The organism is Gemmobacter aquatilis (assembly GCF_900110025.1).
GTDB lineage: Bacteria > Pseudomonadota > Alphaproteobacteria > Rhodobacterales > Rhodobacteraceae > Gemmobacter > Gemmobacter aquatilis.
Genome location: NZ_FOCE01000006.1, coordinates 57,442 through 83,314, shown reverse-complemented (window position 1 = coordinate 83,314; position 25,873 = coordinate 57,442). Strand labels below are relative to the sequence as shown.

General features: G+C 64.3%; 27 protein-coding genes. 16 read left to right on the top strand and 11 right to left on the bottom strand.

Annotated features, from left to right (window positions below):
- Positions 1-108 precede the first annotated feature (108 nt).
- On the top strand, positions 109-1,299 hold the full coding sequence (locus tag BMX43_RS11865; protein WP_175482101.1) for an SPOR domain-containing protein: 1,191 nt from the start codon (positions 109-111) through the stop codon (positions 1,297-1,299).
- A gap of 73 nt (positions 1,300-1,372) precedes the next feature.
- Here BMX43_RS11865 and BMX43_RS11860 read toward each other — a convergent pair whose 3' ends face one another.
- The 3 genes from BMX43_RS11860 to BMX43_RS11850 all read right to left on the bottom strand — a co-directional run bounded on the left by BMX43_RS11860 (position 1,373) and on the right by BMX43_RS11850 (position 4,607).
- Positions 1,373-2,398, bottom strand: a complete 1,026-nt coding sequence (locus BMX43_RS11860; protein ID WP_091301620.1) for a hypothetical protein — start codon at positions 2,396-2,398, stop codon at positions 1,373-1,375.
- 80 nt (positions 2,399-2,478) lie between these two features.
- Positions 2,479-2,973, bottom strand: coding sequence for a GNAT family N-acetyltransferase (locus tag BMX43_RS11855; protein WP_091301619.1), 495 nt, complete (start codon positions 2,971-2,973; stop codon positions 2,479-2,481).
- Positions 2,970-4,607, bottom strand: a complete 1,638-nt coding sequence (locus BMX43_RS11850; protein ID WP_091301617.1) for an AMP-binding protein — start codon at positions 4,605-4,607, stop codon at positions 2,970-2,972. The genes BMX43_RS11855 and BMX43_RS11850 overlap by 4 nt, the downstream gene beginning before the upstream one ends.
- 99 nt (positions 4,608-4,706) lie before the next feature.
- Between BMX43_RS11850 and BMX43_RS11845 the strand changes: the two genes are divergently transcribed.
- Positions 4,707-5,627, top strand: a complete 921-nt coding sequence (locus BMX43_RS11845; RefSeq protein ID WP_091301615.1) for a DMT family transporter — start codon at positions 4,707-4,709, stop codon at positions 5,625-5,627.
- Between the two features lie 101 nt (positions 5,628-5,728).
- On the opposite strand, the gene BMX43_RS11840 is transcribed toward BMX43_RS11845, so the two are convergent.
- Positions 5,729-6,307, bottom strand: a complete 579-nt coding sequence (locus BMX43_RS11840; protein ID WP_091301613.1) for a thymidine kinase — start codon at positions 6,305-6,307, stop codon at positions 5,729-5,731.
- A gap of 365 nt (positions 6,308-6,672) precedes the next feature.
- On the opposite strand from BMX43_RS11840, the gene BMX43_RS11835 reads away from it, so the two are divergent.
- Entirely contained in the window at positions 6,673-7,128 is a 456-nt protein-coding gene (locus BMX43_RS11835; protein WP_091301611.1) for a hypothetical protein, read from the top strand.
- A gap of 73 nt (positions 7,129-7,201) precedes the next feature.
- Here BMX43_RS11835 and BMX43_RS11830 read toward each other — a convergent pair whose 3' ends face one another.
- The 3 genes from BMX43_RS11830 to BMX43_RS11820 all read right to left on the bottom strand — a co-directional run bounded on the left by BMX43_RS11830 (position 7,202) and on the right by BMX43_RS11820 (position 11,499).
- A complete protein-coding gene (locus BMX43_RS11830; protein ID WP_091301609.1) occupies positions 7,202-8,599 on the bottom strand; it encodes a DEAD/DEAH box helicase in 1,398 nt (465 codons plus the stop codon).
- A gap of 361 nt (positions 8,600-8,960) precedes the next feature.
- Complete coding sequence (metG, locus tag BMX43_RS11825; RefSeq protein WP_091301607.1) at positions 8,961-10,679, bottom strand: methionine--tRNA ligase; 1,719 nt, start codon at positions 10,677-10,679, stop codon at positions 8,961-8,963.
- Positions 10,680-10,746: 67 nt separating this feature from the next.
- Positions 10,747-11,499 (bottom strand): SDR family NAD(P)-dependent oxidoreductase, encoded by a 753-nt coding sequence (locus BMX43_RS11820; RefSeq protein ID WP_091301605.1) that lies wholly within the window; start codon positions 11,497-11,499, stop codon positions 10,747-10,749.
- Between the two features lie 147 nt (positions 11,500-11,646).
- Between BMX43_RS11820 and BMX43_RS11815 the strand changes: the two genes are divergently transcribed.
- The 3 genes from BMX43_RS11815 to BMX43_RS11805 all read left to right on the top strand — a co-directional run bounded on the left by BMX43_RS11815 (position 11,647) and on the right by BMX43_RS11805 (position 13,799).
- A complete protein-coding gene (locus tag BMX43_RS11815; protein WP_091301604.1) occupies positions 11,647-12,681 on the top strand; it encodes an aldo/keto reductase in 1,035 nt (344 codons plus the stop codon).
- Positions 12,682-12,756: 75 nt separating this feature from the next.
- Entirely contained in the window at positions 12,757-13,293 is a 537-nt protein-coding gene (locus BMX43_RS11810) for a hypothetical protein (RefSeq protein ID WP_091301602.1), read from the top strand.
- Positions 13,281-13,799 carry a lipocalin family protein gene (locus BMX43_RS11805; RefSeq protein WP_091301599.1) on the top strand — a complete coding sequence of 173 codons (519 nt, stop codon included), beginning with the start codon at positions 13,281-13,283 and terminating at the stop codon, positions 13,797-13,799. The genes BMX43_RS11810 and BMX43_RS11805 overlap by 13 nt, the downstream gene beginning before the upstream one ends.
- On the opposite strand, the gene BMX43_RS11800 is transcribed toward BMX43_RS11805, so the two are convergent.
- Positions 13,787-14,641, bottom strand: coding sequence for a helix-turn-helix domain-containing protein (locus BMX43_RS11800; protein ID WP_091301598.1), 855 nt, complete (start codon positions 14,639-14,641; stop codon positions 13,787-13,789). The genes BMX43_RS11805 and BMX43_RS11800 overlap by 13 nt on opposite strands.
- A gap of 109 nt (positions 14,642-14,750) precedes the next feature.
- Between BMX43_RS11800 and BMX43_RS11795 the strand changes: the two genes are divergently transcribed.
- Positions 14,751-15,653, top strand: a complete 903-nt coding sequence (locus tag BMX43_RS11795) for a fatty acid desaturase (protein WP_091301596.1) — start codon at positions 14,751-14,753, stop codon at positions 15,651-15,653.
- Here the strand turns inward: BMX43_RS11795 and BMX43_RS11790 are convergent.
- A complete protein-coding gene (locus tag BMX43_RS11790) occupies positions 15,640-16,320 on the bottom strand; it encodes an NUDIX hydrolase (protein ID WP_091301594.1) in 681 nt (226 codons plus the stop codon). The two genes, BMX43_RS11795 and BMX43_RS11790, sit on opposite strands and share 14 nt — an antisense overlap.
- Positions 16,298-16,687 carry a DUF983 domain-containing protein gene (locus BMX43_RS11785; RefSeq protein WP_091301863.1) on the bottom strand — a complete coding sequence of 130 codons (390 nt, stop codon included), beginning with the start codon at positions 16,685-16,687 and terminating at the stop codon, positions 16,298-16,300. Before BMX43_RS11785 ends, BMX43_RS11790 begins: the two co-directional genes overlap by 23 nt.
- A gap of 216 nt (positions 16,688-16,903) precedes the next feature.
- Between BMX43_RS11785 and BMX43_RS11780 the strand changes: the two genes are divergently transcribed.
- The 4 genes from BMX43_RS11780 (at position 16,904) to BMX43_RS11765 (ending at position 19,143) form a co-directional block, all read left to right on the top strand.
- Positions 16,904-17,545, top strand: coding sequence for an EF-hand domain-containing protein (locus BMX43_RS11780; protein ID WP_217643959.1), 642 nt, complete (start codon positions 16,904-16,906; stop codon positions 17,543-17,545).
- A gap of 118 nt (positions 17,546-17,663) precedes the next feature.
- Positions 17,664-18,269 (top strand): RNA polymerase sigma factor, encoded by a 606-nt coding sequence (locus BMX43_RS11775; RefSeq protein ID WP_091301591.1) that lies wholly within the window; start codon positions 17,664-17,666, stop codon positions 18,267-18,269.
- 22 nt (positions 18,270-18,291) lie between these two features.
- Positions 18,292-18,654 carry a hypothetical protein gene (locus BMX43_RS11770; RefSeq protein ID WP_091301589.1) on the top strand — a complete coding sequence of 121 codons (363 nt, stop codon included), beginning with the start codon at positions 18,292-18,294 and terminating at the stop codon, positions 18,652-18,654.
- A gap of 3 nt (positions 18,655-18,657) precedes the next feature.
- The gene (locus tag BMX43_RS11765; protein WP_091301587.1) at positions 18,658-19,143 is read left to right on the top strand and encodes a periplasmic heavy metal sensor; all 486 of its coding nucleotides are present in this window, start codon (positions 18,658-18,660) and stop codon (positions 19,141-19,143) included.
- Between the two features lie 4 nt (positions 19,144-19,147).
- Here BMX43_RS11765 and BMX43_RS11760 read toward each other — a convergent pair whose 3' ends face one another.
- Positions 19,148-20,545 carry a diguanylate cyclase gene (locus BMX43_RS11760; protein WP_091301585.1) on the bottom strand — a complete coding sequence of 466 codons (1,398 nt, stop codon included), beginning with the start codon at positions 20,543-20,545 and terminating at the stop codon, positions 19,148-19,150.
- Positions 20,546-20,675: 130 nt separating this feature from the next.
- On the opposite strand from BMX43_RS11760, the gene BMX43_RS11755 reads away from it, so the two are divergent.
- The 5 genes from BMX43_RS11755 to BMX43_RS11735 all read left to right on the top strand — a co-directional run bounded on the left by BMX43_RS11755 (position 20,676) and on the right by BMX43_RS11735 (position 25,873).
- Complete coding sequence (locus BMX43_RS11755) at positions 20,676-20,957, top strand: DUF3572 domain-containing protein (protein ID WP_091301583.1); 282 nt, start codon at positions 20,676-20,678, stop codon at positions 20,955-20,957.
- A gap of 68 nt (positions 20,958-21,025) precedes the next feature.
- On the top strand, positions 21,026-21,721 hold the full coding sequence (locus BMX43_RS11750) for an HAD family hydrolase (protein WP_091301581.1): 696 nt from the start codon (positions 21,026-21,028) through the stop codon (positions 21,719-21,721).
- Between the two features lie 107 nt (positions 21,722-21,828).
- A complete protein-coding gene (locus tag BMX43_RS11745; protein ID WP_091301579.1) occupies positions 21,829-23,397 on the top strand; it encodes a trimethylamine methyltransferase family protein in 1,569 nt (522 codons plus the stop codon).
- Between the two features lie 80 nt (positions 23,398-23,477).
- Positions 23,478-25,208, top strand: a complete 1,731-nt coding sequence (locus tag BMX43_RS11740) for a DUF4153 domain-containing protein (RefSeq protein WP_091301578.1) — start codon at positions 23,478-23,480, stop codon at positions 25,206-25,208.
- A 68-nt stretch (positions 25,209-25,276) separates the two neighbouring features.
- A complete protein-coding gene (locus BMX43_RS11735) occupies positions 25,277-25,873 on the top strand; it encodes a heme NO-binding domain-containing protein (protein ID WP_091301576.1) in 597 nt (198 codons plus the stop codon).

Genomic DNA, 25,873 nt, shown 5'->3' with positions numbered 1-25,873 from the left:
ACTGCTGCCGTTTTCGCGGCCGTCGCTGGGGTAACTGTTGCGCAAGCGCAAACGGTGGCGCAGATCGGTGGTCCTGCCGAGCTTCCCCCCGCCGGCTTCAAGGGGCAAATGTATGTGGATAGCCGCGGCTGTGTTTTCCTGCGCGCGGGGCTGAGCGGGCGCACGACATGGGTGCCGCGCGTCAGCTCGAACCGCAAGGCGCTGTGCGGCTATCCGCCGACCCTTCAGGCCATGGCCAAGCCGGTGCAGGTTGCCCCACCTGCTGTGGTTGCCCAAGCCCCGCAACCCGCCCCGAGCCCTGCGGTGGGCAAACCCATCGACACGGTTGCCAGCCTGAAAACCCCGCCAAAGATTCGCGTGGCTCCTCCTGCGGCCGTGATGTCGGCCGACAGCAGCTATTCTACCCGCGCCTTGCCTGCCCCTGTTGTGCAGCCACAGGCGCAACCTCGTGCGGTGGTGATGAATACGGCTGCGCCGCGCCCCGTCGATCCGGTGTTCGTTCCGATGCAGATCGGTGCCGGCAAGATCGGCTGTTTCAAAAGCGCGCCGGTGCCGAAAGTGGTGGCGCTGTCGAACGGGGGCACTGCGGTTTTGTGTACGCGCGGCGACGGCACGCTGAACGGTGTGCGCGCGCCGATCTACGGAACGGTTGCAATGGGCGAAGGTGCCCGCGTCGGTGCGGGTCTTTATCCTCCGGCTGGGCAGGCTGTGCGGCGCAGCGCAGAGGCGCCCTCTGTGCCTGCACCTGCTGTTGTGCGGGCTGCCCCTGTGCGCGTGGCGGGCGGGGCGGCTGTCACCTACGCCCCCGCCCCCGAGGCGCAACTGACCGAGGTTGTCGTGCCCAAAGGCTACAAGCTTGCCTGGAAGGATGACCGGCTGAATCCGTATCGCGGGCAGGGCACCGTGACAGGGCAGGGCGAGCAGGATCGTGTCTGGACGCGTGAAGTTCCGGCTCAACTGGTGGTGCAGCAGGTTGTGCCGGGCCAGCGTGTCGTCATTTCCACCAAGACCCCGCGCCCGATGGTGCAAATCTCAACCCATTCCGAACCCAAGGCGGCCGCCGCAGCAGTGGGCGGCAAGATTTATGTGCAGGTTGGCAGCTTTGGTGTTCCCGCCAATGCAGATGGCGCGCGGGCACGTTTGCGCGCCGCAGGTCTGCCGACCGGAACGGCGCGCGCGAAGCAGGGCGGAAAGCCGGTACAGATCGTGCTGGCAGGCCCGTTTGCGGATGCTTCACAGGCTCAGGCTGCGCTGCGCGCTGCCCGTTCTGCCGGGTTCGGGGATGCCTTCCTGCGTTAAGCCCCGAGCCAATTTCAGGTCGCACAGAGCAGTCTGGACCTTGATTCTCCGGTAGCTTGCCTGCCGGGGGGCTTTACTCCGCGCAGATTGCCTGAAGGCTGATCCAGTCACCATCTGCGAGAATGGGGCCAGGGGTTCCTTTGGCGAAAGGATCCGCCTCGATCAGGGCCAGAGTTGCTTCGCCTGTCGGGTCCAGCGCACGGGCGTAAGGGGTCGCGGGCACGCCTGCAGCCTCGAACTGGTCCAGCAGCGGTTCGGCGGCAAGGGTCAGTGGGCGCTGCAACAGCAATTCTGCGCCGTAGCCTTCGATCGCCGCAGGGTCCAGTTGGCCGGTGGTCAGCAGGGTGAAGGTTGCCCGCAATCCGGCGTGGCGCAATAGGGGCACCAGCGGATCACTGGCCGCCGCGCGCGCCGCCTCGGCCAGTGCGAAGCCCGAGGCGACCTCTGGCCCATTCTCTTGCTCGATCAGGCTGCGGTTGAGCGTGATGATGCGCCCGGGCAGATGCATGGCCAGCGCCGCGCCATCTGGCAGCACGCGCAATTGTGGCGGATCTTCGCCGAACAGCCGTATCGCCAGCCGGTCCAACGCCGCCTGCCCGGAGGGATCGGCGCAGGGGGCGCCTGTCACGCGTGACAGATCGTTCAGCGCCACCTGACCGATGTTCTGACGCATTGCCGCGGGTACCATGGTCGCCGTATGTTCGATCAGTGCCCCTGGCAGGAAGGCCGCCGCCAGCAACACCACCAGCAAAGTGCCCCCCAACAGCAACTGCCCGCGCAGCCGTCCCGGCTTAGGCCGCTCTGACGCCACGGCGCTGCGCACGGTTTCCAGCGCGGCGATCATCGTGGGGTCTTCCAGTTCCAGCGTTTCCAGCGCCTGGCGTCCGGGGGCGTAAAGTGCGGGCAATTCACCCGGATTGATCCGTTCCACGGCGGGAAGCGACCAGTGGGACAGTGCGGTTTCGGTGCGCGGATCAGACAGTGTCAGCGATGCTTCGCCAAAGGCCACAACCACCTCACGGCGCTGCAGTTCCGGTGCCTCTCGCCAGAGACCCGAGCTTTCCAGCTTCTGATATTTCTTCAGCGCCGTGCTGCGCATTGAGGGCCTTTTTTGCCACGTTTCAGAAAGCTTAGCCTGTCTGAATCGGGGTCACAACCGCATCCCGCGCCGGAAGGCCCTTATCCTTCCAGACCGAAGGCGGGATGAAAACGGATCCCACCGGAACGCCGGGAGGCAAAGGGTTGTGACAGCACATATTCCGCTGGTATGCCGCGCACATGCAACGCCGGATCGGCCACAAAACCGAAGCGAGTGTAATAGCCCGGATCGCCCACCAGCACGACGCCGCCCTGTCCCAGCGCTCGCAACTGGCGCAGCGCCTCTGTCATCAGGGCAGAGCCGATCCCGCTGCGTTGCAGATCGGGCAAGACGGAAAGCGGGCCGATCCCGGCCCAGCCCGGCTGCCCGCCGACAAGCACTGGCGAGGCGGCGATATGGCCGACCAGCCGCCCGCCCTCCTCGCAGACGATGGACAGCAGCAGCGCATCAGCCTTGCGCAGCCGCTCCACAATCTGTGCCTCGGTGCCGCTGGCATGGGCCTCCGTGGCAAAGGCGGCGCTGGTCAGCGCCGAGATTTCCGCCGCGTCCTGCGGCGTTTCTGCGCGCAGGGTCATCCTTGCTGCGCCATCAGCTTGGCCACGGCGCGCAGCTCGAATTTCTGGATCTTGCCGGTCGAGGTCTTGGGCAGATCGCAGAACACCACTGCCTTGGGCGTGGCGAAACCTGCCAGACGGGCACGGCAGAACTTGATCAGCTCATCCTCCGTCGCCTCGGCACCGGGTTTCAGCTCGACAAAGGCGCAGGGCACTTCGCCCCATTTCTCGTCCGGCTTGGCTACCACAGCACAGAGGCTGACGGCGGGATGGTGCATCAACGCGCCCTCCACCTCGACCGAGGACACATTCTCGCCGCCCGAAATGATGATGTCCTTCGCGCGGTCGGTGATCTTGATATAGCCATCCGGGTGCTGGAACGCGATGTCACCGGACCGGAACCAGCCGCCCTTGAACGCTTCGGCGGTGGCTTCGGGGTTCTTGTAGTAGCCCTTCATCACCATATTGCCGCGCAAAGAGATTTCGCCCAGATGCGCCGCGTCGCGGGCGACGGGCTGACCATGGGTGTCATGCACCTCTGCCCCCTCCAGCGCGACCATGGCCACGCCGGTGCGGGCCTTGTAGGCCGCACGATCCTCGCCGGTCTTGCCCTCCCATTCGGGTTTCCACAGGCATTCGGTGGACGGGCCGTAGGTTTCGGTCAGGCCGTAAACCTGTGTGACGTTGAAACCCAACGGCTCGATCGCGGCAAGCGTGGCGGCGGGCGGCGGGGCGCCTGCGGTGAACACCTCGACCACATGGTCAAAGCTGCGGCGATCTTCGTCTTTCGCGTTGATCAGGGTGTTGAGCACGATGGGTGCGCCGCCGAAATGCGTCACCCCTTCGTCGGCTATGGACTCATAAATCGCCTTGGCCGTGATGTCGCGACAGCAGACCACAGTGCCGCCCATCATCGGAATCATCCAGGGGTGGCACCAGGCGTTGCAGTGGAACATTGGCACGATGGTCAGATAGACCGGGAACAACTGCATCCGCCAGGCGATCACATTGGCCATCGTTGCCAGATAGGCACCACGATGATGCGAGACGACACCCTTGGGCCGCCCCGTCGTGCCCGAAGTGTAGTTGATCGCCAGGCTTTCCCATTCGTCCTGCGGCAGGATCCAGTCGAAAGACGGGTCGCCCTCGGCCATCAGTTCTTCATATTCCAGATAGTGACCAGTCGGGCTGAAACCCGCTTCGCGGTCGGCCACCTCGACGATTTGCGGCGCCGGGCCCTGCATCTTTTTGATCGCCGCCTCTGCCAACGAGATCAGGGCTGTATCGACCAGCACGATCTTCGCCCCGGCATGGCCGAAGATATAGCCGACCGTATCGGCATCCAGACGGGTGTTGATGGTGTTGATCACCGCGCCACAGGCGGGCACGCCGAAATGCGCCTCGGCCTGTTGCGGGATATTGGGCAGCAGCGTCGCCACCACATCGCCGGGTGCAATACCGCGCCCCACCAGCGCCGAGGCCAACTGGCTGACCCGCTGCGCATAATCGGCATAGCTGCGCCGTATGCCCTTCCACACCAGCGCTGTCCGGTCGGCATGGATATCGGCGGCGCGCCTTAGATGCGACAGTGGTGACAGGGGTTCAAAATTCGCCCTGTTCTTCTCAAGTCCGGTTTCGTCAACAAGCCACCCCATCCCATCCCCTCCGAATTGCAGCGAAACATGTCGCTTTCCGGCGCGCAGTTTGCGGCGGGATCGGGTGATTGAAAAGGGCCACGCGAAAGGAAATTGCGCATGACCCCGATGACACAGGACCGCACCCTCACCGCCGCCGCGATGGTGATGGTCTATGCCATGGTGATCGGCTTCACCGACAATTTTGTGCGGGTGATCGCGGCAGAGGGCGGGCTTTGGCAGTTTCACGCCACGCGATCGGTCATGGCCTGGGGCGTCCTGCTGGTGCTGATGCGGCCGTTCCGGCTGCGGTTGCGCCCGGTCAATCTGCGGGCTGTGGTCGCGCGTTCGGCCATCCATGGCGTTGCGATGCTGATCTATTTCGGGGCACTGGCCTTTCTGCCGGTGGCACAGGTCGCGGCAGGGCTGTTCACTGCGCCGATCTTCGTGCTGCTGATCTCGCGCTTCGCCTATGGCCACCCCATCGGCCCGGTGCGCATTGCGGCGGTTGCGGTGGGGTTCGTCGGCGTGGTGCTGGTGCTCGGCCCCGAGGCGATGGGGGCGGCCAGCATTGCCGCCGTGCTGCCGGTGCTGGCCGGGGCGCTTTACGCGCTGGGTAATATTGCCACCCGCGAATGGTGCCCCGAGGAAAGCGCCGAAACCCTTCTGGGCGGCTTTTTCGCCGCGCTTGGCATTCTTGGCGTGATCGGGATGCTTTTGTTCAGCCTTGTCCCGCAAGACGCGGTTGAGGGGGCTGCAGGCTTTGTGGAGCGCGGCCCGGTCTTGGCCTCCAGCCGCTTCTATTTCTGGACTTTCGTGCAGGCGGCAGGTTCGTTGCTGGGGGTGGGGATGATGATCAAGGCTTACCAACTGGCAGATGCCAGCCGCGTTTCGGTCTTTGAATATGTGATTCTACCCGCTTCGGCGCTGTGGGGCTGGTTGCTGTGGGGTGAACATCTGACCCCGGTCGCGGCATTCGGCATGCTACTGATCGCCGCTGCGGGCACGATGATCGCGCTGCGCGCGCGGCAGCAGGGCTGACCCCGACGCGCCGTTTGGACGCCCCCGCGAACGGCCAGACTCTTATCCTGGCCAAAATACGCGCAGTCTGACTGCCGCCCTGCGGGGCGCGTGGCGGGGGATCAATCACCGACCGCCGCGCGCCAGTGGCGGCGGCACAGACTGACATAGGTTTCGTTCCCGCCGATCTGCAACTGTTCGCCTTCGCGCAAGGCGCGCCCGTCGGGGCCGCGCCGGATGACCATGGTCGCCTTGCGCCCGCAGTTACAGATCGTGCGCACCTCGCGCATCTCGTCGGCCCAAGCCAGAAGGGCGGCGGAGCCGGGGAACAGGTTGCCCTGAAAATCCACGCGCAGCCCGTAACACATCACCGGCACGCCCAGATCATCCACCGCGCGGGCCAGTTGCCACACCTGCGCTTTGGTCAGGAATTGCGCCTCGTCGATGAAGACACAGGCCACCGGCCCTTTTGCTATCCGCGCCTGCAACTTTGCGAACAGGTCTTCATCGGGTGCGAAAGTATCCGCAGCATCGCCGATACCGATCCGGCTGGCGATGCGTCCTTCGCCTGCGCGCGTGTCAAGCTGGGCGGTGATCAGAAAGGTCTGCATCCCGCCTTCGCGGTAATTGTGCGAAGCTTGCAGCAGGGCTGTCGATTTGCCCGCGTTCATTGTCGAGTAGTGGAAATAGAGCTTGGCCATGATGCCCCGCGATAACGCAAAAGCCCCGCTTTTCACAAGCGGGGCTGCGCAGACTCGTACATATCGGCACAGAATTTACGCGTCACTACTCATTACCGTTTTGCCCCTTCGGACGCGAGGCACAGCTGGCCATGCCCGTTTGCGGGTGACGGGCCCACCGCAGCACTGTTCCCACGGTTGGTACCGCAGTTTGGCCAAGATACGGCGGACCCCCCACCCAGATCCGGCGCTTGGGGCGCCGACCACTCGTTAAGGTCCCGGTTGCCCGGAACTGGATTATGAATGACAAAGTCCTGACAGGCTATTAATGGGAAAATAAAGACGGTTTTCCCCCGGTGCAGGGCTGGGATGTGCAGGGTTGCGGGATGTCCATTGCCACTTATCTGAAGAAACACACTGAAACGCTGGTCAAGGATGTCGGGATCGAGGCCGCTTGCGCCTTGACGGGAAAATCCAAGGCGACCATTGGTCGCTACTATTCGGATCAGGACGAGCATGGTGACCGCTTCATGCCAATTGATGTGGTGGCCGAGCTGGAAGCGGCGGCGCGGTTTCCGCATATTACGGCGGCACTGGCAGATCTACGCGGCATCACGCTGAGCTATGACGGTGAGCGGCGCAACGCGCAGTCTGGCGGCATCAACGCCGATGTGGTGACGCTGGCGCAGCGCTTTGGCATGTTGATGGCGGAATACAATCAGGCAATCGGTGACGGAAAGATCTCGGTCAACGAAGCCAAGCGCCTGCTGCGAGAGACGCTGGCAATCCAGCAGGTGTTGCTGGACATGAAGCTTAACCTCGAAGAAGAGGCGGAGGGCTGACCCCGCCCTGCGCCGGGCGCAGGGCGGGGACCATGGTATCCGCCCTGCTCGCGGGGCGGATACCGGCATTCGTTCAGGCTTGGGCCGTGCGTGCCATCGGTCGACGGTTGGCCTGCGGCTTTTTCGGTGCACCAAAGCCACCAGTTCCGGCATTGCCACGCGCGGCCTGCGCGGCGGCGCCTTGCGGCTTGCCCCCCTGCGGCTTTGCGCCTTGCGGCTTGGCTGCGAAGGGTTTTGCGCTGGCAGGTTTGGCGCTCGCCGGCTTGGCGCCTTGCGGGCGGGCCCCCTGCGGGCGACCGCGGTTCTGGCCGGGTTTCGCCGCCGCTTTGACGACATCCATGGCCCAAGGCGCACCGCCCAGAACCGGGATCGGCTTTTTCAGCAGTTTCTCAACCGCTTGCAGTTCGTCCATCTCGGCAGGGGCGCAGAAGGCGACCGCCGTGCCCTCGGCCCCGGCGCGCGCGGTGCGGCCGATGCGGTGGACATAGTTTTCCGGCACGTTCGGCATGTCATAGTTGTAGATGTGCTTCACGCCCGGAATGTCGATGCCGCGCGCGGCAACGTCAGTGGCCACCAGCACATCCAGCGCGCCAGTGCGGAACTCGGTCAGGGTGCGATCCCGCTGGCTCTGGCTTTTGTTGCCGTGGATCGAGCCTGCGTTGAAGCCCCAGCTGACCAGCAGCTTCATCAGCTTTTCCGACCCGTGCTTGGTGCGGCCGAACACGATGGCAGGCTCGCCCGGGTGCTTTTTCATGTAGGTTTCCAGCAGGCGGGCCTTGTCGCCCTGCGGGATGTAATGCACGCCCTGCACGATCTTTTCGACCGGCTTGCCGGGCGGGGCGACCTGCACGCGCACCGGGTTGCGCAGATAGGCGTCGGCGATTTCCTCAATGTCCTTCGGCATGGTGGCCGAGAACAGCAGGGTCTGGCGCTTCAGCGGGATATGTTTGGCGATGCGACGCAGGGCATGGATGAAGCCCATGTCCAGCATGTGGTCAGCCTCGTCCAGCACCAGATAGCCGCATTTCTCAAGGCTCACATCGCCGCGTTCCAGCAGGTCGATCAACCGGCCCGGCGTGGCGATCAGCACATCGGTGCCTTTCGCCAGCCGTTCCGACTGTTTGTGGATCGAGGCACCGCCGACAACCATGGTCAGCTTGACGGCGGTGCCCTTGGTGAACACCATGAAGTTGTCGTGGATCTGCGTCACCAGTTCGCGCGTCGGCGCCAGAACCAGCGCACGCACGTTGCGCGGTCCCGGCGGATGACCGATGTCCAGCAGGCGGTGCAGCAGCGGCAGGCCAAAGGCGGCAGTCTTGCCGGTGCCGGTCTGGGCGAGGCCCATCAGGTCGCGCCCTTCCATCACATGCGGAATGGCCTGAACCTGAATCGGGGTGGGCGCGGTGAAATTGGTTTTTTCCAGCGCGGAAAGGATTTTCGGCGAAAGGCCGAGGTCAGCGAAGGTCGTCATAGCATAACTTTCCGACAGGCCAACGGCCTGCCTGCAACCGCCGTTGTGGCGGAAGGAGGGGGCGGTGACGCCTCGCCCTCGGAACGGATTCCCGAGTGCCGTCGGCACCGCGGAACCCCTGCGTGATGGTGGGAACCTGTCCCCGCGCCCTCATATGGTGCTCACGCGGCACGGGACGTCGGTTGAGGGGCAAATGGGGGCTTTTACCTGCAAAGTCAAGAGAAATATCTGGCGGGCCGGGTAGCTGTTACGTCGCGTTGGATCGCGCTTGTCACCGCTTGGGCCTTCACGCAGGTTTTGCGCATGTGATGGCGCTGATCGCCGCGGTGGGCGGCGATCCGGGCATGTTTGGGTTTGCCGGTTAAGCCCGCACACCCGAGAATTTCTGCTGCCAGTCGGCACGCTCTTCATCGGTGATTTTGCGGAACAGGTTTTCCGGCACGGTGAAGGCATGGCCTGCAGGCAGGGTGCGCATCGCGGCGCTGACATCCTCGGGCCAGCCCCAGTCGTTGGAGCCCATGGCGGCCATCATCGCCTGCGCGGCATCGGGGATGAAGGGCTGCGACAGGATCGCATAGACGCGGATCAAGTTGAGGCTGAGCCGGATCATCGCCTGCGCCTGTTCCGGGTCGGTCTTCACCACCGACCACGGCGCCGCAGATTGCAGATATTCGTTGCCGATCACCCAGATCGCCCGCAATTCCGAGGCCGCCTTGCGCACCTCCATCGCGGCCATGTAGCCTTCGTAATCGCGGATGCGCGCGGCCAGATCGGCGATCAGCGCGGTTTCCTGCGGGCCGAAAGTGCCGCCTGCCGGAATCACATCGCCGAATTTCGACTTGGCGAACTTGGTCACCCGGCTCACAAGATTGCCCAGCACATCGGCCAGATCCTTGTTCACCGAAGCCTGAAAATTCTCCCAGGTGAATTCGCTATCGGCGCTTTCTGGCGCATGGCTCAGCAACCACCAGCGCCAGTAATCGGCGGGCAGGATGCTCAACGCCTGATCCATGAACACGCCACGGCCCTGGCTGGTGGAGAACTGGCCGCCGTCATAATTCAGGTAGTTGAAGGACTTGAGGTAATCGACCATCTTCCACGGCTCGCCCGACCCTAGGATGGTGGCGGGGAAGGACAGGGTGTGGAAGGGCACGTTGTCCTTGCCCATGAACTGGTAATAGGTCACATCCTCCGCACCCTTGTCGGTGCGCCACCAGCGTTCCCAGTCGGCATCCTGTTTGCCATGGGCATCGGCCCATTCGGCGGTGCCCGCGATATATTCGATGGGCGCATCGAACCAGACGTAGAAGACCTTTCCTTCCATCCCCGGCCAGGGCGCATCGCCCTTCTTCACCGGGATGCCCCAATACAGATCGCGGGTGATGCCGCGATCCTGCAAGCCGTCGCCATCGTTCAGCCATTTCTTGGCGATCGAGGTGGTCAGGATCGGCCAGTCGGTCTTGCTGTCGATCCAGGCCTCCAGCTTGTCGCGCAAGGCGCGCTGCTTCAGATACAGGTGCTTGGTCTCCCGCACCTCAAGGTTGGTGGAGCCGGAGATCGACGAGCGCGGGTTGATCAGGTCGGTCGGGTCAAGCTGCTTGGTGCAGTTTTCGCACTGGTCACCACGCGCGGCCTCGTAGCCGCAATTCGGGCAGGTGCCGGTGATGTAACGGTCGGGCAGAAAGCGGCCATCGTCGATGGAATAGACCTGCTTTTCCGACACTTCCGCGATCAGCCCGTTTTCCGCCAGTTTGCCCGCGAAATGCTGGGTCAGCCGATGGTTGCGCTGGCTGGACGACCGGCCGAAATGATCGAAGGACAGCCGGAAGCCGCGCGCGATTTCGGCCTGAACCTCGTGCATTTCGGCGCAGTATTGCTCCACCTGCTTGCCCGCCTTGGCGGCGGCCAGTTCGGCGGGGGTGCCGTGTTCGTCGGTGGCGCAGATGAACATCACCTCGTTGCCGCGGGCACGGTTGTAACGGGCAAACAGATCAGCCGGAAGCTGAGAGCCGACAAGGTTTCCGAGATGCTTGATCCCGTTGATATAGGGGATCGCCGAAGTGATAAGAATCCGTGCCATGCGCCTGTCCCTCTGCCGTGCCGTGGCTGTTTAGCGCCGGAGAGGGGCAGGTGAAAGAGGCTTTGGTCTACTGCGCGCAGTAGCCGCCATCGGTGAGGTGGTAAGAGCCATTGATGAACCGCGCCTGATCCGACAGCAGGAACAGCGTCAGTGCCGCGACATCCTCTGCCACACCCAGCCGCCCTACGGGATGCGCGGCAATCAGCGCCTCTTTCGCGCCAGGGGGCAGATTGTCCAGCAACGGGGTGTCGATGAAGCCGGGGCCGATGGCATTCACCCGGATGTTCCGGCCGGCATATTCCAGCGCGGCGGTTTTGGTCAGCCCCAGCAGGGCGTGTTTCGCCGCAACATAAGCCCCGGCATTGGCAAGGCCGACCGAGCCGAGGATCGAGGCCATGTTGACGATGGCGCCACCGCCGGTCTTCAGCATCTCGGGGATGGCAAAACGCAGGCCGTAAAACACCGCGTCAAGATTTACGCCCATCACATGACGCCAGCCGTCCAGCGGGTATTCGCCCAGCGGCACCAGTGGCCCGCTGATACCGGCGTTGTTCACCAGAAGATCCAGCTTGCCGCCTGCGGCCAAGGCCTCTGCCACCAAGCGCTGCACCACCTCCGGGTCCGATACATCGCCTGCACCGGGCTGCGCCTGCCCGTTGGCAGCCACGATCCGGTCGGCCACTTCGACCGCCTTGTGCACGTCGATATCTGCCACGATAACCAAGGCGCCCGCGTGTCCAAGGGCAAGGGCGATCGCCTCGCCAATCCCGGACCCTGCGCCAGTGACCAGCGCGGTCTTCCCTGCGAATGAAATTTGCATATCCGCCTCCTGTTCCCGTTTGCACCTGAAATTTGGCAGTGCGGGGCGGCGCCTGCCATGACCTGTATCAAGCACGGGCGGCGCAAGTGTCAGCCCTTGTCATCGCCCGTCTGGTCGCTAGGCTCTGGGTCAAACAGGAGTTTTCGCATGAAACAGCTTCCGCTGGGCCGTTCGGGCCTGACCGTTTCCGAATATTGCCTTGGCACGATGACCTGGGGCACCCAGAACACCGAAGCCGAGGCTCATGAGCAGATGGACTATGCGCTCGATCACGGTGTGACGTTCTGGGACACGGCAGAAATGTATCCGGTGAACCCGGTCAGTGCCGAAACGGTGGGCGATACCGAGGCGATCATCGGCAGCTGGTTTGCCAAGGGCGGGCGCGACCGGGTGGTGCTGGCGTCCAAGGTGGCCGGCAAGGGCCAGATCATCCGCCCCGGCGCGCCGATCACGGCCGAGAGTTTTACGGTGGCGCTGGATGCGTCGCTGGCACGGCTGAAGACGGATTACATCGACCTGTATCAGATCCACTGGCCCAATCGTGGCTCGTATCATTTCCGCCAGAACTGGGGCTACAAGCCGTCGTCCGGCCGGGCCGAGGCACTAGCCAGCATGGAGGAGATCCTCCGCGCCGCCGAGGTGGCGCTGCAGGCGGGCAAGATCCGCGCCATCGGCCTGTCGAACGAAACCGTCTGGGGCGCGGCGCAATGGCTGCAGCTGGCGGACGAGCACCTGCTGCCGCGCATGGCCACGGTGCAGAACGAATATTCGCTGCTCTGCCGTTGGTTTGATACCGACTGGGCCGAGTTTTCAGCCATGGAGGACATGCCGCTGCTGGCTTATTCGCCACTGGCGACGGGGCTGATTTCGGGAAAATACGCGGGCGATGTGGTGCCCGAAGGCACGCGGCGCGCGCGCAACCCCGAACTGGGCGGGCGGGTGACGGCCGGGGTTTTTCCGGCCGTATCAGCCTATATCGGGCTGGCACTGGAATATGGGCTGGACCCCTGCCAGATGGCGCTGGCTTTTACGCGGGCGCGGCCTTTCCCGGTGATCCCGATCATCGGCGCCACCACCATGGCGCAATTGAAGACCAATATCGCGGCGGCAGAGCTTGCCCTGCCGGACGAGGTTCTGGCCCGGATCGACGCGCTGCACCGGGCCCATCCGGCGCCATTCTGAAGCGTGACTTGCGCCGGGGGGCCGGATGATGGCATCTGACAGCGAAGGATCAGGACAGGGCGGAGACAGGGCCGGATGCGCAAGGCGATTGCACTGCTGATGTTGTTGGGATTGGCGGGCTGCGAACTGGCGCTGCCTTGGGCGGATGGGCAAAGCGCACCTCATACGGGGCTAACCGCTGCGCAGGGCGCGATTTCGGGCGGGGCGATCACAGTGACGCCGATCACACCGGGTAAAACCACGCCGCTCACCGGAGCCCCGGTTGTCGCACAGACAGCCAACCCTGAAAAGCCCAAGGCGGAAACGCCGCCACCCGCCAAACCGGGCGCCGCACCGGCACAACTCGCCCCCTCCGTGCCGCCTGTGGCCCCCAAATCCGACTCGCAACTGGCCTGTGAGGCCAAAGGCGGCTCTTGGGCCTCGGCGGGGGGGGGGCAGGCACGGACTTGCGTGTTCCGCACCCGCGACGCCGGGAAATCCTGTCGCAAGCAAAGCGATTGCGAGGGGCTTTGCCTCGCCCGGTCCCGCAGTTGCGCGCCGGTGCGCCCGCTGTTTGGCTGCAATGACATCCTTCAGGCCGATGGACGGCAGGTGACCCTATGTATCGACTGATTGTTCTGGCGCTTGTCCTGCTGGCCGCCTGCGCGAAAGAACCTGACCGCCGCACCAGCTTTCGCGACCGATCCGCACAGATTTACTCCAATGCCGTGCTGGATCCGGCCCGGCTGACCGGAGGGTGGCAGCAGGTTGCAGCCTTCGCCGCCGAGCCAGGCGGTTGTGCGTCGGGGCAGGTGCAGTTCGGCGCACCTTCGGCTGGCACGATCCCGTTGGAGGCTGCGCTGTGTCTGAATGGCGCCCCGCAGCGCTTCCGGGGGCATGCACAACTGGCCGGGCCGGGCCGCATGGTGCCGATGGGCGCCGAGGCCAATGGCATCGGTCAGCCGTGGTGGGTGTTGTGGGCCGATGTGGATGACCGCACGCTGGTCATTGGCACACCGACGGGCGAGATGGGTTTCATCCTCAACCGGGGTGGCGCCCTGCCGCCTGACCGGCTGCGCGCCGCGCGCGCGATCCTCGATTGGAACGGCTATGATCTGAGCCGGCTTCAGCTGTTCTGAATCCTGTCGCGCAAGCCGCGAAGATGGCTGCCGAACTCCCGCGCGCCAAGTGCTGCCTCGCGCACCAGCCAGTCGAAATGGGCGGTGATTGCCTCTACCCGTGCGCTGTCGCGGAAGGCGATGTAATGGCGGCCCAGATATACCACCGCCAGCAGCGGGCCGAACACGGTGACCGGGGCAGAAAACACGCGGCGCGCGTCGAACAAATAGATGCGCAGCGCGGGGTAAAGCTGGTCAGCCAGCCCCTCCAGCCGGGCAATCTGGCCCAGCCGGGTTTCGGCAGGCAGGCCCGCATAATAGCCGGTAGCGGTGGCGAAGGCCTCCAACTCGTGCAGGGGCAGGGCGATTTCATAATCCGAACGGGCGCCGCGCATCCAGTCCAGCTGATCCTCGAACGCGCCAAAGGCCTGTTCGGCAGTGCGGCCCAGTTGCGGGCGATACTCCCATTCGACCATCGCGCGGGTTTTCAACATGTCGGGCAGGCTGGCCGGAACATGGCGGATCTTGTACCCCGCCGCCTCCTGATGCCAGCCGAAGATCGCCTCGTCGAACAGCGCGCGCGGGGCTTCAGTCATCGTCAGTTGTGTGGCCAGCAAATCGGCCACCGGCTCGGGGCGCCCGGTCAGGCCCAGCAGCCAGTCGGCACTGATCCCCAGCGCCTGCGCACAATCCGCCGCCAGTTGCGCATTGGGCAACCGCGTGCCCTCGGCCAACAATTGCGAGATGGTGGAGCGATCCGCCCCCGTGGCACGGGCCAACGCGCTTTGTGTCATGTGGCGTTGGGTCATGGCCTCGGCCAGGCGGCTGCGGAACAGGTTGGCGCGGGCACGTTTGTCGATCATTGTCACGCCTTGTGATAAAGCGCATCAAAAGTGATTTTCCGATGCGTATTCTGGGAATTCTAACTGATGCGGCTTGGTGCTATCGAGGAAAAAACTTCGGAAGATCACAATGCGCCGCCCCTTGCCCGCCATCGAATGGATCACACTCTGCCTTCTGATCGCAACCTATGGGATCTGGGCCTTGGGCACGACAGCGGCACTACATGTGTCGCCAGTGCTGGGCATCATACTGACTGCGCTGGCCATCGTGCAGTTTTCTTCGCTGCAGCACGAAGCCTTGCACGGCCACCCGTTCCGCAAGGCATGGCTGAACGAGGCGGCGGTGTTTCCGGCGCTGTGCCTGACGGTGCCCTATCGCCGCTTTCGAGACACCCATCTGGCCCATCACCACGACCCGATCCTGACGGACCCCTATGACGACCCCGAGTCGAATTACATGGACCCGGCGGTCTGGGCGCGGCAGCCGCGCTGGTTTCAGCGGCTGCTGATGGCCAACAATACCTTGTTGGGGCGCATGGTGATCGGGCCGATCCTGGGGAATGTGCTGTGGCTGAAGACCGAGGCGGGGCTGATCGCGCAGGGCAATCGGGCGGTGATCCGGGACTGGCTGCTGCATGGGGTGGGGCTGGCGCTGGTGATCGGCTGGCTTTGGTGGGCGCCGATGTCGGGGGGGGAATATCTGGCGGCCAGCTATCTGGCACATGCGGTGCTGAAGATCCGTACCTATCTGGAACACCGCGCCCATCTGGCCCCGCGCGCGCGCACCGCGATTGTCGAGGATCGCGGGCCGCTGGCGCTGCTGTTTCTGCACAACAACCTGCATGTCGTGCATCATGCGCATCCGAAAGTGCCGTGGTATGATCTGCCCGCGCTCTACCGCGCGCATCGGGCCGAGTTTCAGCGCCGAAATGACCATTACGTCTATCGCAGTTATGCCGAGATCTTTCGGCGCCACCTGTTGCGCGCAAAAGATCCGGTGCCGCATCCGGTCTGGCCGGTCAAACGTCGGTGATGCGGCGGAAGGTGGGGGTGGTGCCGGAATTGTCGAAAAACGGCACACCCGGCTGATCGCCCCCACCAAGAAGCAGCGAGACTTCCGACAGCACGACTTCGGTGATGAACGGCAGATCGAGGCGGCGCACTTCGGTCAGCGCGATCCAGTGCAGGTGCGAAAGCTCGTCACAGGCGGCCGAGAAATCGGCGGCGTCGCCCGCCACCTGCGCTGCATCGGCCAGAAAGAACCGCGCATCAAAGCGGCGGGGGCGACCAGGCGGGGTGATGGCGCGGAACACGAAGCGCAACCCTTCGGCGCTGGGGCATAATCCTCGGGCGGCAAAGCCTTCCCAGCCTTCGGGAACAGGGCTGGGCCATGGGCCTGGCTGGCCAAGGGCGAGGCCGGTTTCCTCCCACAACTCGCGGATGGCGGCGATGGCAAGGGCGTGGGGGCCGGGTGCGGCCTGCAACATGCGTGCTGCGAGTGGGTCCAGCGGGGTGGCCAGCGGCACATCGGCATCGGTTGTATCCACCGCCCCACCGGGAAAGACGTATTTCGAGGGCATGAAGGCGGCGCTGGCGCCGCGCTGGCCCATCAAGACCTCAGGCCCGCTGTCACCTGTGCGAGTCAGGATCACCGTTGCGGCGTGGCGGATGGGCAGGTCACTCACCGGCGCCGAACCCATGCATCCGGCGCGACCATTGCAAGGCGACAAAGGCCCCCTTCAGCCGGGGCAGCAACCAGAGCGACAGCGCCACTGTTGCCACGGAAAACACGGCGGTCAGCACCAGAGGATCCGGTCGCCATTTGACGAAAGCCCACAGCACCATTGGCCCGACGATATGGCCCACGATCAGGATCGTCATATAGGCCGGCCCGTCATCGGCGCGCTGATGATGCAGCGCCTCGCCGCAGACGGGGCAGCTTTCACGCACCTTCAGATACCCGCGCAGCAATGGTCCGGACCCGCAATTCGGGCAGCGACGCCGCCAGCCGCGCAGCAGCGCGGGACGAAGCGGGCGGTCATCTTCAAGCGGTCCGGTCTGGGTCATCGCGGGTTCCTCGTTCCGGCAAGGGCATCAAGATAGGGCAAGCCGGATCACGAGGGAAGGGCTGCGGATAACATGCGCCGGAAAGTCGCATTTCACGCGGAGGTGATAGCGTTTGCTCGGACAAATGGCAATTCGCCGACGGAATGTTCGTCAGCGGGCGTTTTCAGGATAACGGCGCCATGCAGAGGCGTGCCGTTGGAACACTGGAGACTGACAATGCAAAAACGCACCCTCGTATATGTGCTTGCTCTTTCAACCCTGACGCTGGGCGCTGTGGGGTCAGCTGCCTTGGCGGACCGGATGCGCGACGGCACCGGCATGATGGGAATGGATTGTGGCCCGATGGGCGGCGGCGTTGGCCCCGGACCGGGTTTTGACTTCGACGCGCTGGATGCCGACAAGGACGGCAAGGTGACCACGGAGGAATTCGGGGCACAGCGCAAGGCCCGGATCGAAGGGCTGGACTCCAATGCCGATGGCAAGATCAGCGCCGATGAACTGGTTGCCATGCAGATGAAGGGTGCCGAGGCGCGCGCCACGGCGCGGGCCGATCACATGATCGCGGCCATGGATGCCGATGGCGACAAGGCGCTGAGCGCCGCCGAACTTCTCGCAATGCCAGCAGGCAACATGCGGGGGATTGAGCGGATGGATGCCGACGGGGATGGCGCTGTCAGCCGGGCCGAATTCGATGCGGCGCAGAATCGGATGGGGCAGCAAATGATGGGTAAGGGCGAAGGCCGCGGGTCTGAAAAGGGCCACGGCATGGGTGATGGTCATGGCATGATGGGTCAGGGCATGGGCCAGAAGATGGGCAACGGCGCCGGCATGATGCAGGGCGGTTGCGACAACAACTGATCCCGACCGGAACAGCGGGTGCCTGCAAAGGCGTCCGCAGTCCCCGGCAAACGTGCAGCCGTCCCCAGCGGATTGCGCATTTGCCGGGGGCGCCAATCGGGGATAATGCTCTTTCAGGATGTCCATGCCGCTTGATGACCTTGCTGATCTGTCAGACGAAACGCTCCTCGCGCGCTATGCTGTCGGGGATCGTGCGGCGGCGCGTGCGTTGACGCTGCGTCTGACTCCGCGGGTTCTGGGCTATGCGGCGCGGTTGCTGGGCGACAGGGGCGAGGCTGAGGATGTGGCGCAAGAGGCGTTGCTGCGGCTTTGGCGCATTGCGCCCGACTGGCGCAGCGGCGAGGCGCAGGTAACCACCTGGCTGTTTCGCGTGGTCACCAATCTCGTGACCGACCGCCAGCGCGCCCGGATGCGGCGCCCCGCTGCGGCGCTGGACGATGCGCCAGAGGTGGCCGATACGGCGCCCGGGGCTCTGGCCTGGATGCTGGAGCGGGATCGCATGGCGGCACTGGAGGCCGGGTTGGCACAGTTGCCGGATCGGCAGCGACAGGCGGTCGTGTTGCGCCATATCGAAGGGCTACCCAACCCCGAGATCGCCGCCATTATGGGCATCGGGATCGAGGCGGTGGAAAGTTTGACGGCGCGGGGCAAGCGGGCCCTTGCCGCAGCCTTGGCCGGACAACGTGCCGCGCTGGGATATGAAGATGAGGGGGCAGAGCCATGAGCCGCCCCGCTGGAGGTGTGAAATGACGCCGCAGGACATGGATGAGCTTTTCGCCGAAGCACGGGGGCGGACAGCCTCTGCCTCCTCCGCTCTGCTCGCGCGGGTGCTGGAGGATGCCTATGCCGCGCAGGATGATCGCGCTGTTGTACAGCCCTCCCGCGCCCTTCACCCGGCGCCGCGCAGGCCCTGGGCCTGGCTGGGCGGGCTGCTTGGTGGTTCGACAGCTTTGGCCGGGCTTGCATCGGCGGCCGTCGCTGGCTTCATGATCGGGGTGATCCAGCCGCCGATCCTGTCAGAGGTGACCGGAGCGCTCTGGTCGCCGGACACCACGCTGGAAACGGTTGAACTGATCCCCAGCCTCGACGGCTGGCTGTCAGAGGGTTGAGCGATGGATGACACCACTTTTCAGACGCCAAAAGCCCGCTTCCCGCGGGGGATGCGGATCCTTCTCGTTGCCTCGCTCGCGCTCAATCTTTTGGTGCTTGGCGGGGTAGGGGGGATGATCCTCAAGGGGCCGCCGCCGCGCCATGATCTTGTGCGCGACCTGGGTTTCGGCGCCTTTACCGAAGCGCTGAGCGATGCGGATCGCGCGGCACTGCGCAGCGATTTTCTGCGGCGCACCCCGGATCTGCAGGCTAAACGCGCCGAGATGCGCGGCGATCTGGATCTTGTACTGGCGGCATTGCGCGCCACACCCTTCGATCCCGCCGCCCTGGATGCCGCCATGGCCCGGCAAAGTGTACGTATCGAGGCCCGAATTGCCATGGGGCAGGCTCTAATGCGTGATCGTTTCGTTGCGATGAGCCCGCAAGACCGTGCCGCCTTTGCCGACCGGCTGGAGCGTAGCCTGCTGCGCCACCGCGACGACCGCTGAGAGGTCAGGCCGCATTGCGGCTGAGGATTACCTGATTGCGTCCACCCGCCTTGGCCGCCAGCAGCGCCTGATCCGCCCGGTCAACCAACGAGGCAACGGCGTCGAAATGGCCCATGTCGCTCTGATGACCCACGGTTAGACCGATCGAGACGGTCACCCGCACCTTTGTGCCATCCGGCAGCAGCACCGGCTTGCCCTGTACCATCCGGCACAGCCGCTCTGCTGTGGCGCGCGCTTCGATCAGGCTTACATCGGGCAAGGCCACCAGAAACTCTTCCCCGCCCAGCCGTGCCACCAGATCCGAACCGCGCAGATTGTCGGTCAGCCGATGGGCGATTTCTACAAGGACGGCATCGCCTGCAGCATGGCCCCAGCGGTCATTCACGTTTTTGAACAGATCGAGGTCTATGACCATCACCGCGAAAGACCCGGCCCCGGCGTACGTCCGTTCGGCGATCGCGCTGAGCCGCGGCAGGGCATAGCGTCGGTTGTAAAGGCCGGTCAGCGGGTCGATCACCGCAAGGCGCAGGCCGTCATGCACCGCATTGCGCAGTTGGTCTGCCTCGCGCTTGTGTGCCATCAGGCGGGTCAGGCGCAGGCCAAGCGCCTGAGGGTCTACGTCCGCAGGCTGAACGTCGTTGGCGCCCATGTCATAAGCCATGGCCTGTTCCTGCGGTGAGGGGGCTGTTTGCAGCAACAAGATTGCCGCATGGCGCGTCGCCGGGTGTGACCGTAATTCCGACATCAGCCGCAGCCCGCCGCCGGGGCCGCCCAGCCCTGAGTCGATCAGGAAAACATCTGGCCCCGGCCCCGAACGGGTCTCGGCCAGTGCTTCGCTGCGTGACAGTGGCACGAGTTGGTCTTGCAGGCTGGGGCAGAGTTGCGAGCGCCACCTGAGCGCGACTTCGGGTCGATCGGCCACCAAGGCTACTGTGCCGGGAGTCACGAACGGTGCTGCCGCCTCCGCCAGCCCGATCTCACGCAGCGTGGCCCCACGTTCGCCCAGTTCGGCCCGTGTTTCCCGGCTGCGCAACAGGTTGCGGATGCGGGCCATCAGCAGGGCGTCGGGCAGCGGTTTCGTCATAACGTCGTCTGCACCGCCCCGCAGAGCGGCGAGGCCGAGGCCCGACTGGTCGGCGCTGCCAAGGGCGAGAACGGGAATATCCGCTGTCCGTGGCGAGGCCCGCAGCGCGGTCAGGGTGTCGAGTGCGGTCAGGCCCTGCAAGCGCCCTGTCAGCGAGAGGTCCAGCAGGATCAGGTCAGGCCGCTCTTCCGCCGCCAGTGCAAGGCAGCTTTTCCCATCCGCCGCAAGCAGCGCCTGATAGCAGGCCTCACCCAGTTTGACCTTGAGCACGATGCGGTTGGTCGCCACATCATCCACGATGAGGATCTTTCCGACCATACCCTTTTCCGCCCGAGTTGTGTTCTCCTGTTCCTGTGCAGCATGACCCGATTTGGTTAAGAAATGCTTTCCATCCGTTAAGCTTCCCGCCAGGAAGTGCGGAAGATACAGCGATATTGGGACAGCACAGATGAATAAGCGGGAAAACGCCGAAACCTTGGCCTTGCAGGCTTTGGGCTGGCTGCTGGGGCAAGAAGAGTTGCTTCCGCAATTCCTCGGCGCGACCGGGGCCGCGCCGGGGGATTTGCCGACCCTTGCCGCCGAGGCGGAATTTCTGGGGGCCGTGCTCGATTTCCTATTGACCGATGACAGTATGGTGATGGGGTTCTGCGATGCACAGGGGCTGCGCTACGAGGTGCCGATGCAGGCGCGCCTGTTGCTGCCCGGCGGCGCCGGGCCACACTGGACCTGAACCGGGCGCCCCTTGCCAAGCCCGTGTGAAGGCCTATCCTGCCCGCCGCGCGAACAGGGGATGATGGCATGATCCAGGGACTGATTTTCGACAAGGATGGCACGCTGTTCGATTTCCGACGCAGTTGGGCGCGCTGGGTGCATCATTTGCTGGATGAGCTGGCGACGAACGAAGCGCATCGACGGATGCTGGCCGAGGCGATCCATTTCGATCTGGACCGGGACGATTTTGGCGCTGAAAGCCCTGTGATCGGCTGCACCGCCCCGGAAATCGCCGATGATCTTTTGCCGCTGCTGCCCGGCATGGCGAAAGAACCGCTGGTGGCCCGGATGAATGCGCTGGCGGTTGGCGCCGCCATGGCAGAAGCCGTGCCGCTGCTGCCGCTGTTCCAGCGGTTGCAAGCCCGCGGGCTGAAGATCGGGCTGGCCACCAATGACACCGAGGCCCCGGCACGGGCGCATCTGCGCAATCATGGCGTGCTGGAGCTGTTCGATTTCGTGGCGGGCTATGATTCGGGCTTCGGAGGCAAGCCGGCACCGGGGCAGCTTGCGGCTTTTGCGCGGTTGACCGGGCTGATGCCGGGCCGGGTGGCGATGATCGGCGACAGTCGCCACGATATGGAGGCCGGGCGCGCGGCGGGCATGATCTGCATCGCGGTGCTGACCGGGATCGCCACGCGCGACGAGCTGGCGCCCCACGCCGATGTCGTGCTGCCCGATATCGGCGCCCTGCCGGACTGGCTGGATGCTTTCGTGCCCGCCTGAGGCGTGAATGCCTGAAAACGACATGGGCGCGTCGCGGGTATTGTCTGCGTAACAATCTGCTTTCCGCCATCCTCAGGCCCAGCCTGCCCAAGGACCGGAGAGACAGCATGAGCGATGATCAAGCCAGCAAACGCCGCGCCGGTTCACGTTCGGGCGGCCATGCCGGCAATAAGGCACGGTCGGGCGCCGCCGCCATCAGCCAGATGCCGTGGCGCATCCCGGTGAACCCCGACAAGCCGGTGGAACCGCTGGATGCCGAAGGTGTGCAGCGCATCCATCGCACTGCCATGCGCATCCTGCAGGAGATCGGCATCGAGATGCTGAACCCCGAGGCCTGCACGATCCTGAAACAGGCGGGCTGCAAGGTTTCGGGCACCAATGTGAAGATGGACGAGGCTTTCGTGATGGAGATGCTGGGCCATGCACCAGCAAGTTTTACCATCACCCCCCGCAACCCGGAGCGCGAAATCATTCTGGGTGGCAACCACATGGTTTTCGTGAACGTCTCGTCCCCGCCAAACGCCTGGGATCTGGAGCGCGGCAAACGGTCCGGCGATTTTGAGACGTTCAAGGAATTCATGAAGCTGACGCAGTATTTCAACTGCATCCACGTTGCGGGCGGCTATCCGGTGGAGCCGATCGACATCCATCCCAGCGTTCGGCATCTGGATTGCCTGTTCGAAAAGCTGACACTGACCGACAAGGTGGTGCACGCCTATTCGCTTGGGGCCGAGCGGGTGGAAGACGTGATGGAGATGACGCGTCTTGCCGGTGGTCTCAGCCATGCGGAATTTGAGGCGCAGCCGCGCATGTATACCAACATCAACTCGGTCAGCCCGCTGAAACATGATTACCCGATGCTGGACGGGGCGATGCGTCTGGCCCGGCGTGGCCAGCCTGTTGTGGTCACGCCCTTCACGCTGGCGGGTGCCATGGCGCCGGTGACCATGGCAGGTGCTGTGGCGCTCAGCCTGGCCGAGGCGCTGTCGGCCATTGCGCTGCTGCAATATATCAAGCCGGGTTGCCCGGTGGCGATTGGCACCTTCACCTCCAACGTCGATATGAAATCAGGTGCGCCTGCCTTCGGCACGCCGGAATATATGCGGGCTACGCAGATGACCGGGCAGTTGGTGCGCTTTTACGGCGTGCCGCTGCGGTCCTCGGGTGTTTGCGCGGCCAATGTGCCTGATGGGCAATCCATGTGGGAAACCTCCAATTCGCTTTGGGCGGCAGTGCAGTCGGGCACAAATATGGTGTATCACGCGGCTGGCTGGCTGGAGGGCGGGCTGATCGCCAGCCCCGAAAAATTCGTGATGGATTGCGAAGTGCTGCAGATGATCCAGCGGTATTTCGAGGCACAGACCTTTGCCACCGCCGATGACGATCTGGCCTTTGATGCGATCAAGGAAGTCGGCCCCGGCGGCCATTACTTCGGCTGCCAGCACACGCAAGACCGCTATTCCACCGCCTTCTACGCGCCCTTCGTCAGCGACTGGCGCAATTACGAGGCCTGGCATCAGGATGGCGCGGTCTGGACATCGGAACGCGCGCACCGGCTTTACAAGCAGATCCTCACGGAATTCGAGGCGCCGCCGATCAATGGTGACCATCTGGAAGACCTGACCCGCTTTGTCGCCCGCCGCAAGCAAGAGGGCGGGGCACCGACGGATTTCTGACCAACCGCGCGCCGATCTGCCTCTGGCCCCCCTCGGGTCAAGCGGCTAACTTGCAGGCAGGATCTGCAAGGAGAAGGCGCATGGACGCACAGATGCGGCAGCGGTTCACGATGGCGCTGACCGGGGCGGCGGCGGGCCTGTCTTTCTACGGGCTGGCCCATGCGCTGGACAGTGACATACTGAGCGGCAAGGCGGCTCTGGGCCTGACGGCGGGGGCACTGACGTTTTTCACGGCATTGCTGGGCATTGCTGGGCCATTGACGTTGAAACGCGCGGCGCTTTCGGCGTTGCTGGTGGCGCTGGGGGTGGCCGGGCTGCTGCTGCTGGCCAGCCAGCGGTTCGAGGCGCCGACCGACCTGTTCGACAGTCCGATCCCGATCCTCGCCGCTCTGGTACTTGTCTTTGTGCCCTTGCCTTTCCTTGTCGCGGCGCAGCGCAGCAGTTGGCGTGACTATCGGTTGCTGTTCACCGAGGCTTGGACGATCGTTGTGCGCTATGCCGCCGCCTGGCTGTTCGTTGGCGTGGTCTGGTTGGTGATCCTGCTGTCTGATCTGTTGCTGTCCATGGTCGGGCTGGAGCCTGTGGGCAATCTGATCACCTCTGCCCCGCTGGCATGGGTCATCACCGGCGCGGTGCTGGGCCTTGGCATCGCGGTGGTGGACGAGTTGCCGGATGTCGTCTCGCCCTATCTCGTGTTGCGGCTGCTGCGGCTTTTGTTGCCTGCGGTGTTGATCGTGGTGTTGCTCTTCCTGCTGGTTCTGCCGGTGCAAGGGCTGAGCGGTGTGTTTTCCAGCCTGTCTGCGGCGGTGACGCTTCTGACCATCGCTGCCATGGCCGCAACGCTGGTCACCGCTGCGCTGGATCAATCGCCGGCGGAACAAAGCCGCAGTACAGTGATTCTGCGTTCGGCCCAGATGCTGGCCTTGCTGGTGATTGCCCCGGCTGTGCTGGGAGCCTGGGCTGTCTGGTTGCGCGTTGCGGAATATGGATGGACGCCGGATCGTGTTTTCGCCGCAGTGGTGGCTGTGCTCGGTCTGGGTTACGGTCTTGTCTATGGCGCTGCTGTTCTTCGGGGACGGGGCTGGGAGCGGCGGATACGGCAGGGCAATATCTGGATGGCGCTGGCGCTGATGGGGGCCGCCGCCCTGCTGCTGACCCCGGTGCTGGACCCTCTGCGCATCGCCGCCCGTAGCCAGATCACCCGGTTTGAGACGGGAAAAATCCCTGCCGATCAACTGGATCTTGATGCGTTCGCGGAATGGGGCAAGGCTGGGGAAGCCGTACTTGCGCGTCTTGAGGCTATTGCAAAGGATCCGGGTCAAAAGCCGCTGGCAGACCGCCTTGCGATGCGTGGGCAGCCTGAAGCCACGCCTGTCAGCACCAACCAACTGGCTGATCTTGCGGCGCTGATCCCCCTGCGTCCACGCACGGCAACAGCGGTGCGGGACGAAATTCTGGCCACGCTCTGGCCACAGGAGGTGGAAACCTGGCTTGACCATTGCCGCCGCAAGATGCCGGACGGCGCGCCGGGCTGCGTGATGCTGGTGGCCGATCTGTGGCCTTGGCGCGCGGGGCAGGAGGCTGTGGTTATCCTGCGTGACGAGGTGGATCTTCTGGAGGCCGAAGGGTTCGTGCAGGGCGAAGCAGGGCTGACCCGGGTGTCGGTTTCGGAGTTGGCGGCATCGCTGCCGCAAGGCAAGGCGGCTATCGCCTGGATGCAGGCTGCGCAGGCCGCCGATCCGCCGCAGCTTGAACCCGTAGAGATGAAGGCGCTTCGGGTGCAGGGCGTCGATCTTGCGCTGCATCCCTGATGCGAGGCGCTTAAGGATTTTATTAAGGCTCAGCCCCTAGGCTATGCAGGAATCATAGGGGCTTTCCGATGCACGGTCTTATCAACAGGTCAATCCAGTGCTTCCTGCGCGATACCTATGGCGCTGCGATCTGGGCGGCAACGGCCCGTGAGGCGGGGTTAGGGTTCGACAGTTTCGAAACCATGCTGACCTATGATGCCACCCTCACCGATGCAGTGATCGACGCCGCCGCTCGTTTGCTGAACCGCTCGCGCGATTCTGTGCTGGAGGATCTGGGCACCTATCTTGTGTCGCATCGTAATGCGCAGGCGGTGCGCCGCCTGTTGCGCTTTGGCGGGGTTACCTATGCCGATTTTCTGCACTCTCTGGAGGATTTGCCGGGTCGTGCCCGGCTGGCCTTGCCGGATATCGACCTGCCGGTGTTCGAAGTGGTCGATCATTCGCCGACCGAATTTGCGCTGATCTGTCGCTCGCCGCTGGCCGGGATCGGCCATGTCTTAGTGGGCCTGTTGCGGGCCATGGCGGATGACTATGGCGTATTGAGCCTTGTCGAACATCGCGGACTTTGTGAAGGGGGTGAGGTTGTTGCCATCATCCTTGCCGAAACCGCGTTCAGTGAAGGGCGGCGCTTTGATCTTGCGCGCAGCGCGGTGGCTGTCGGTTGA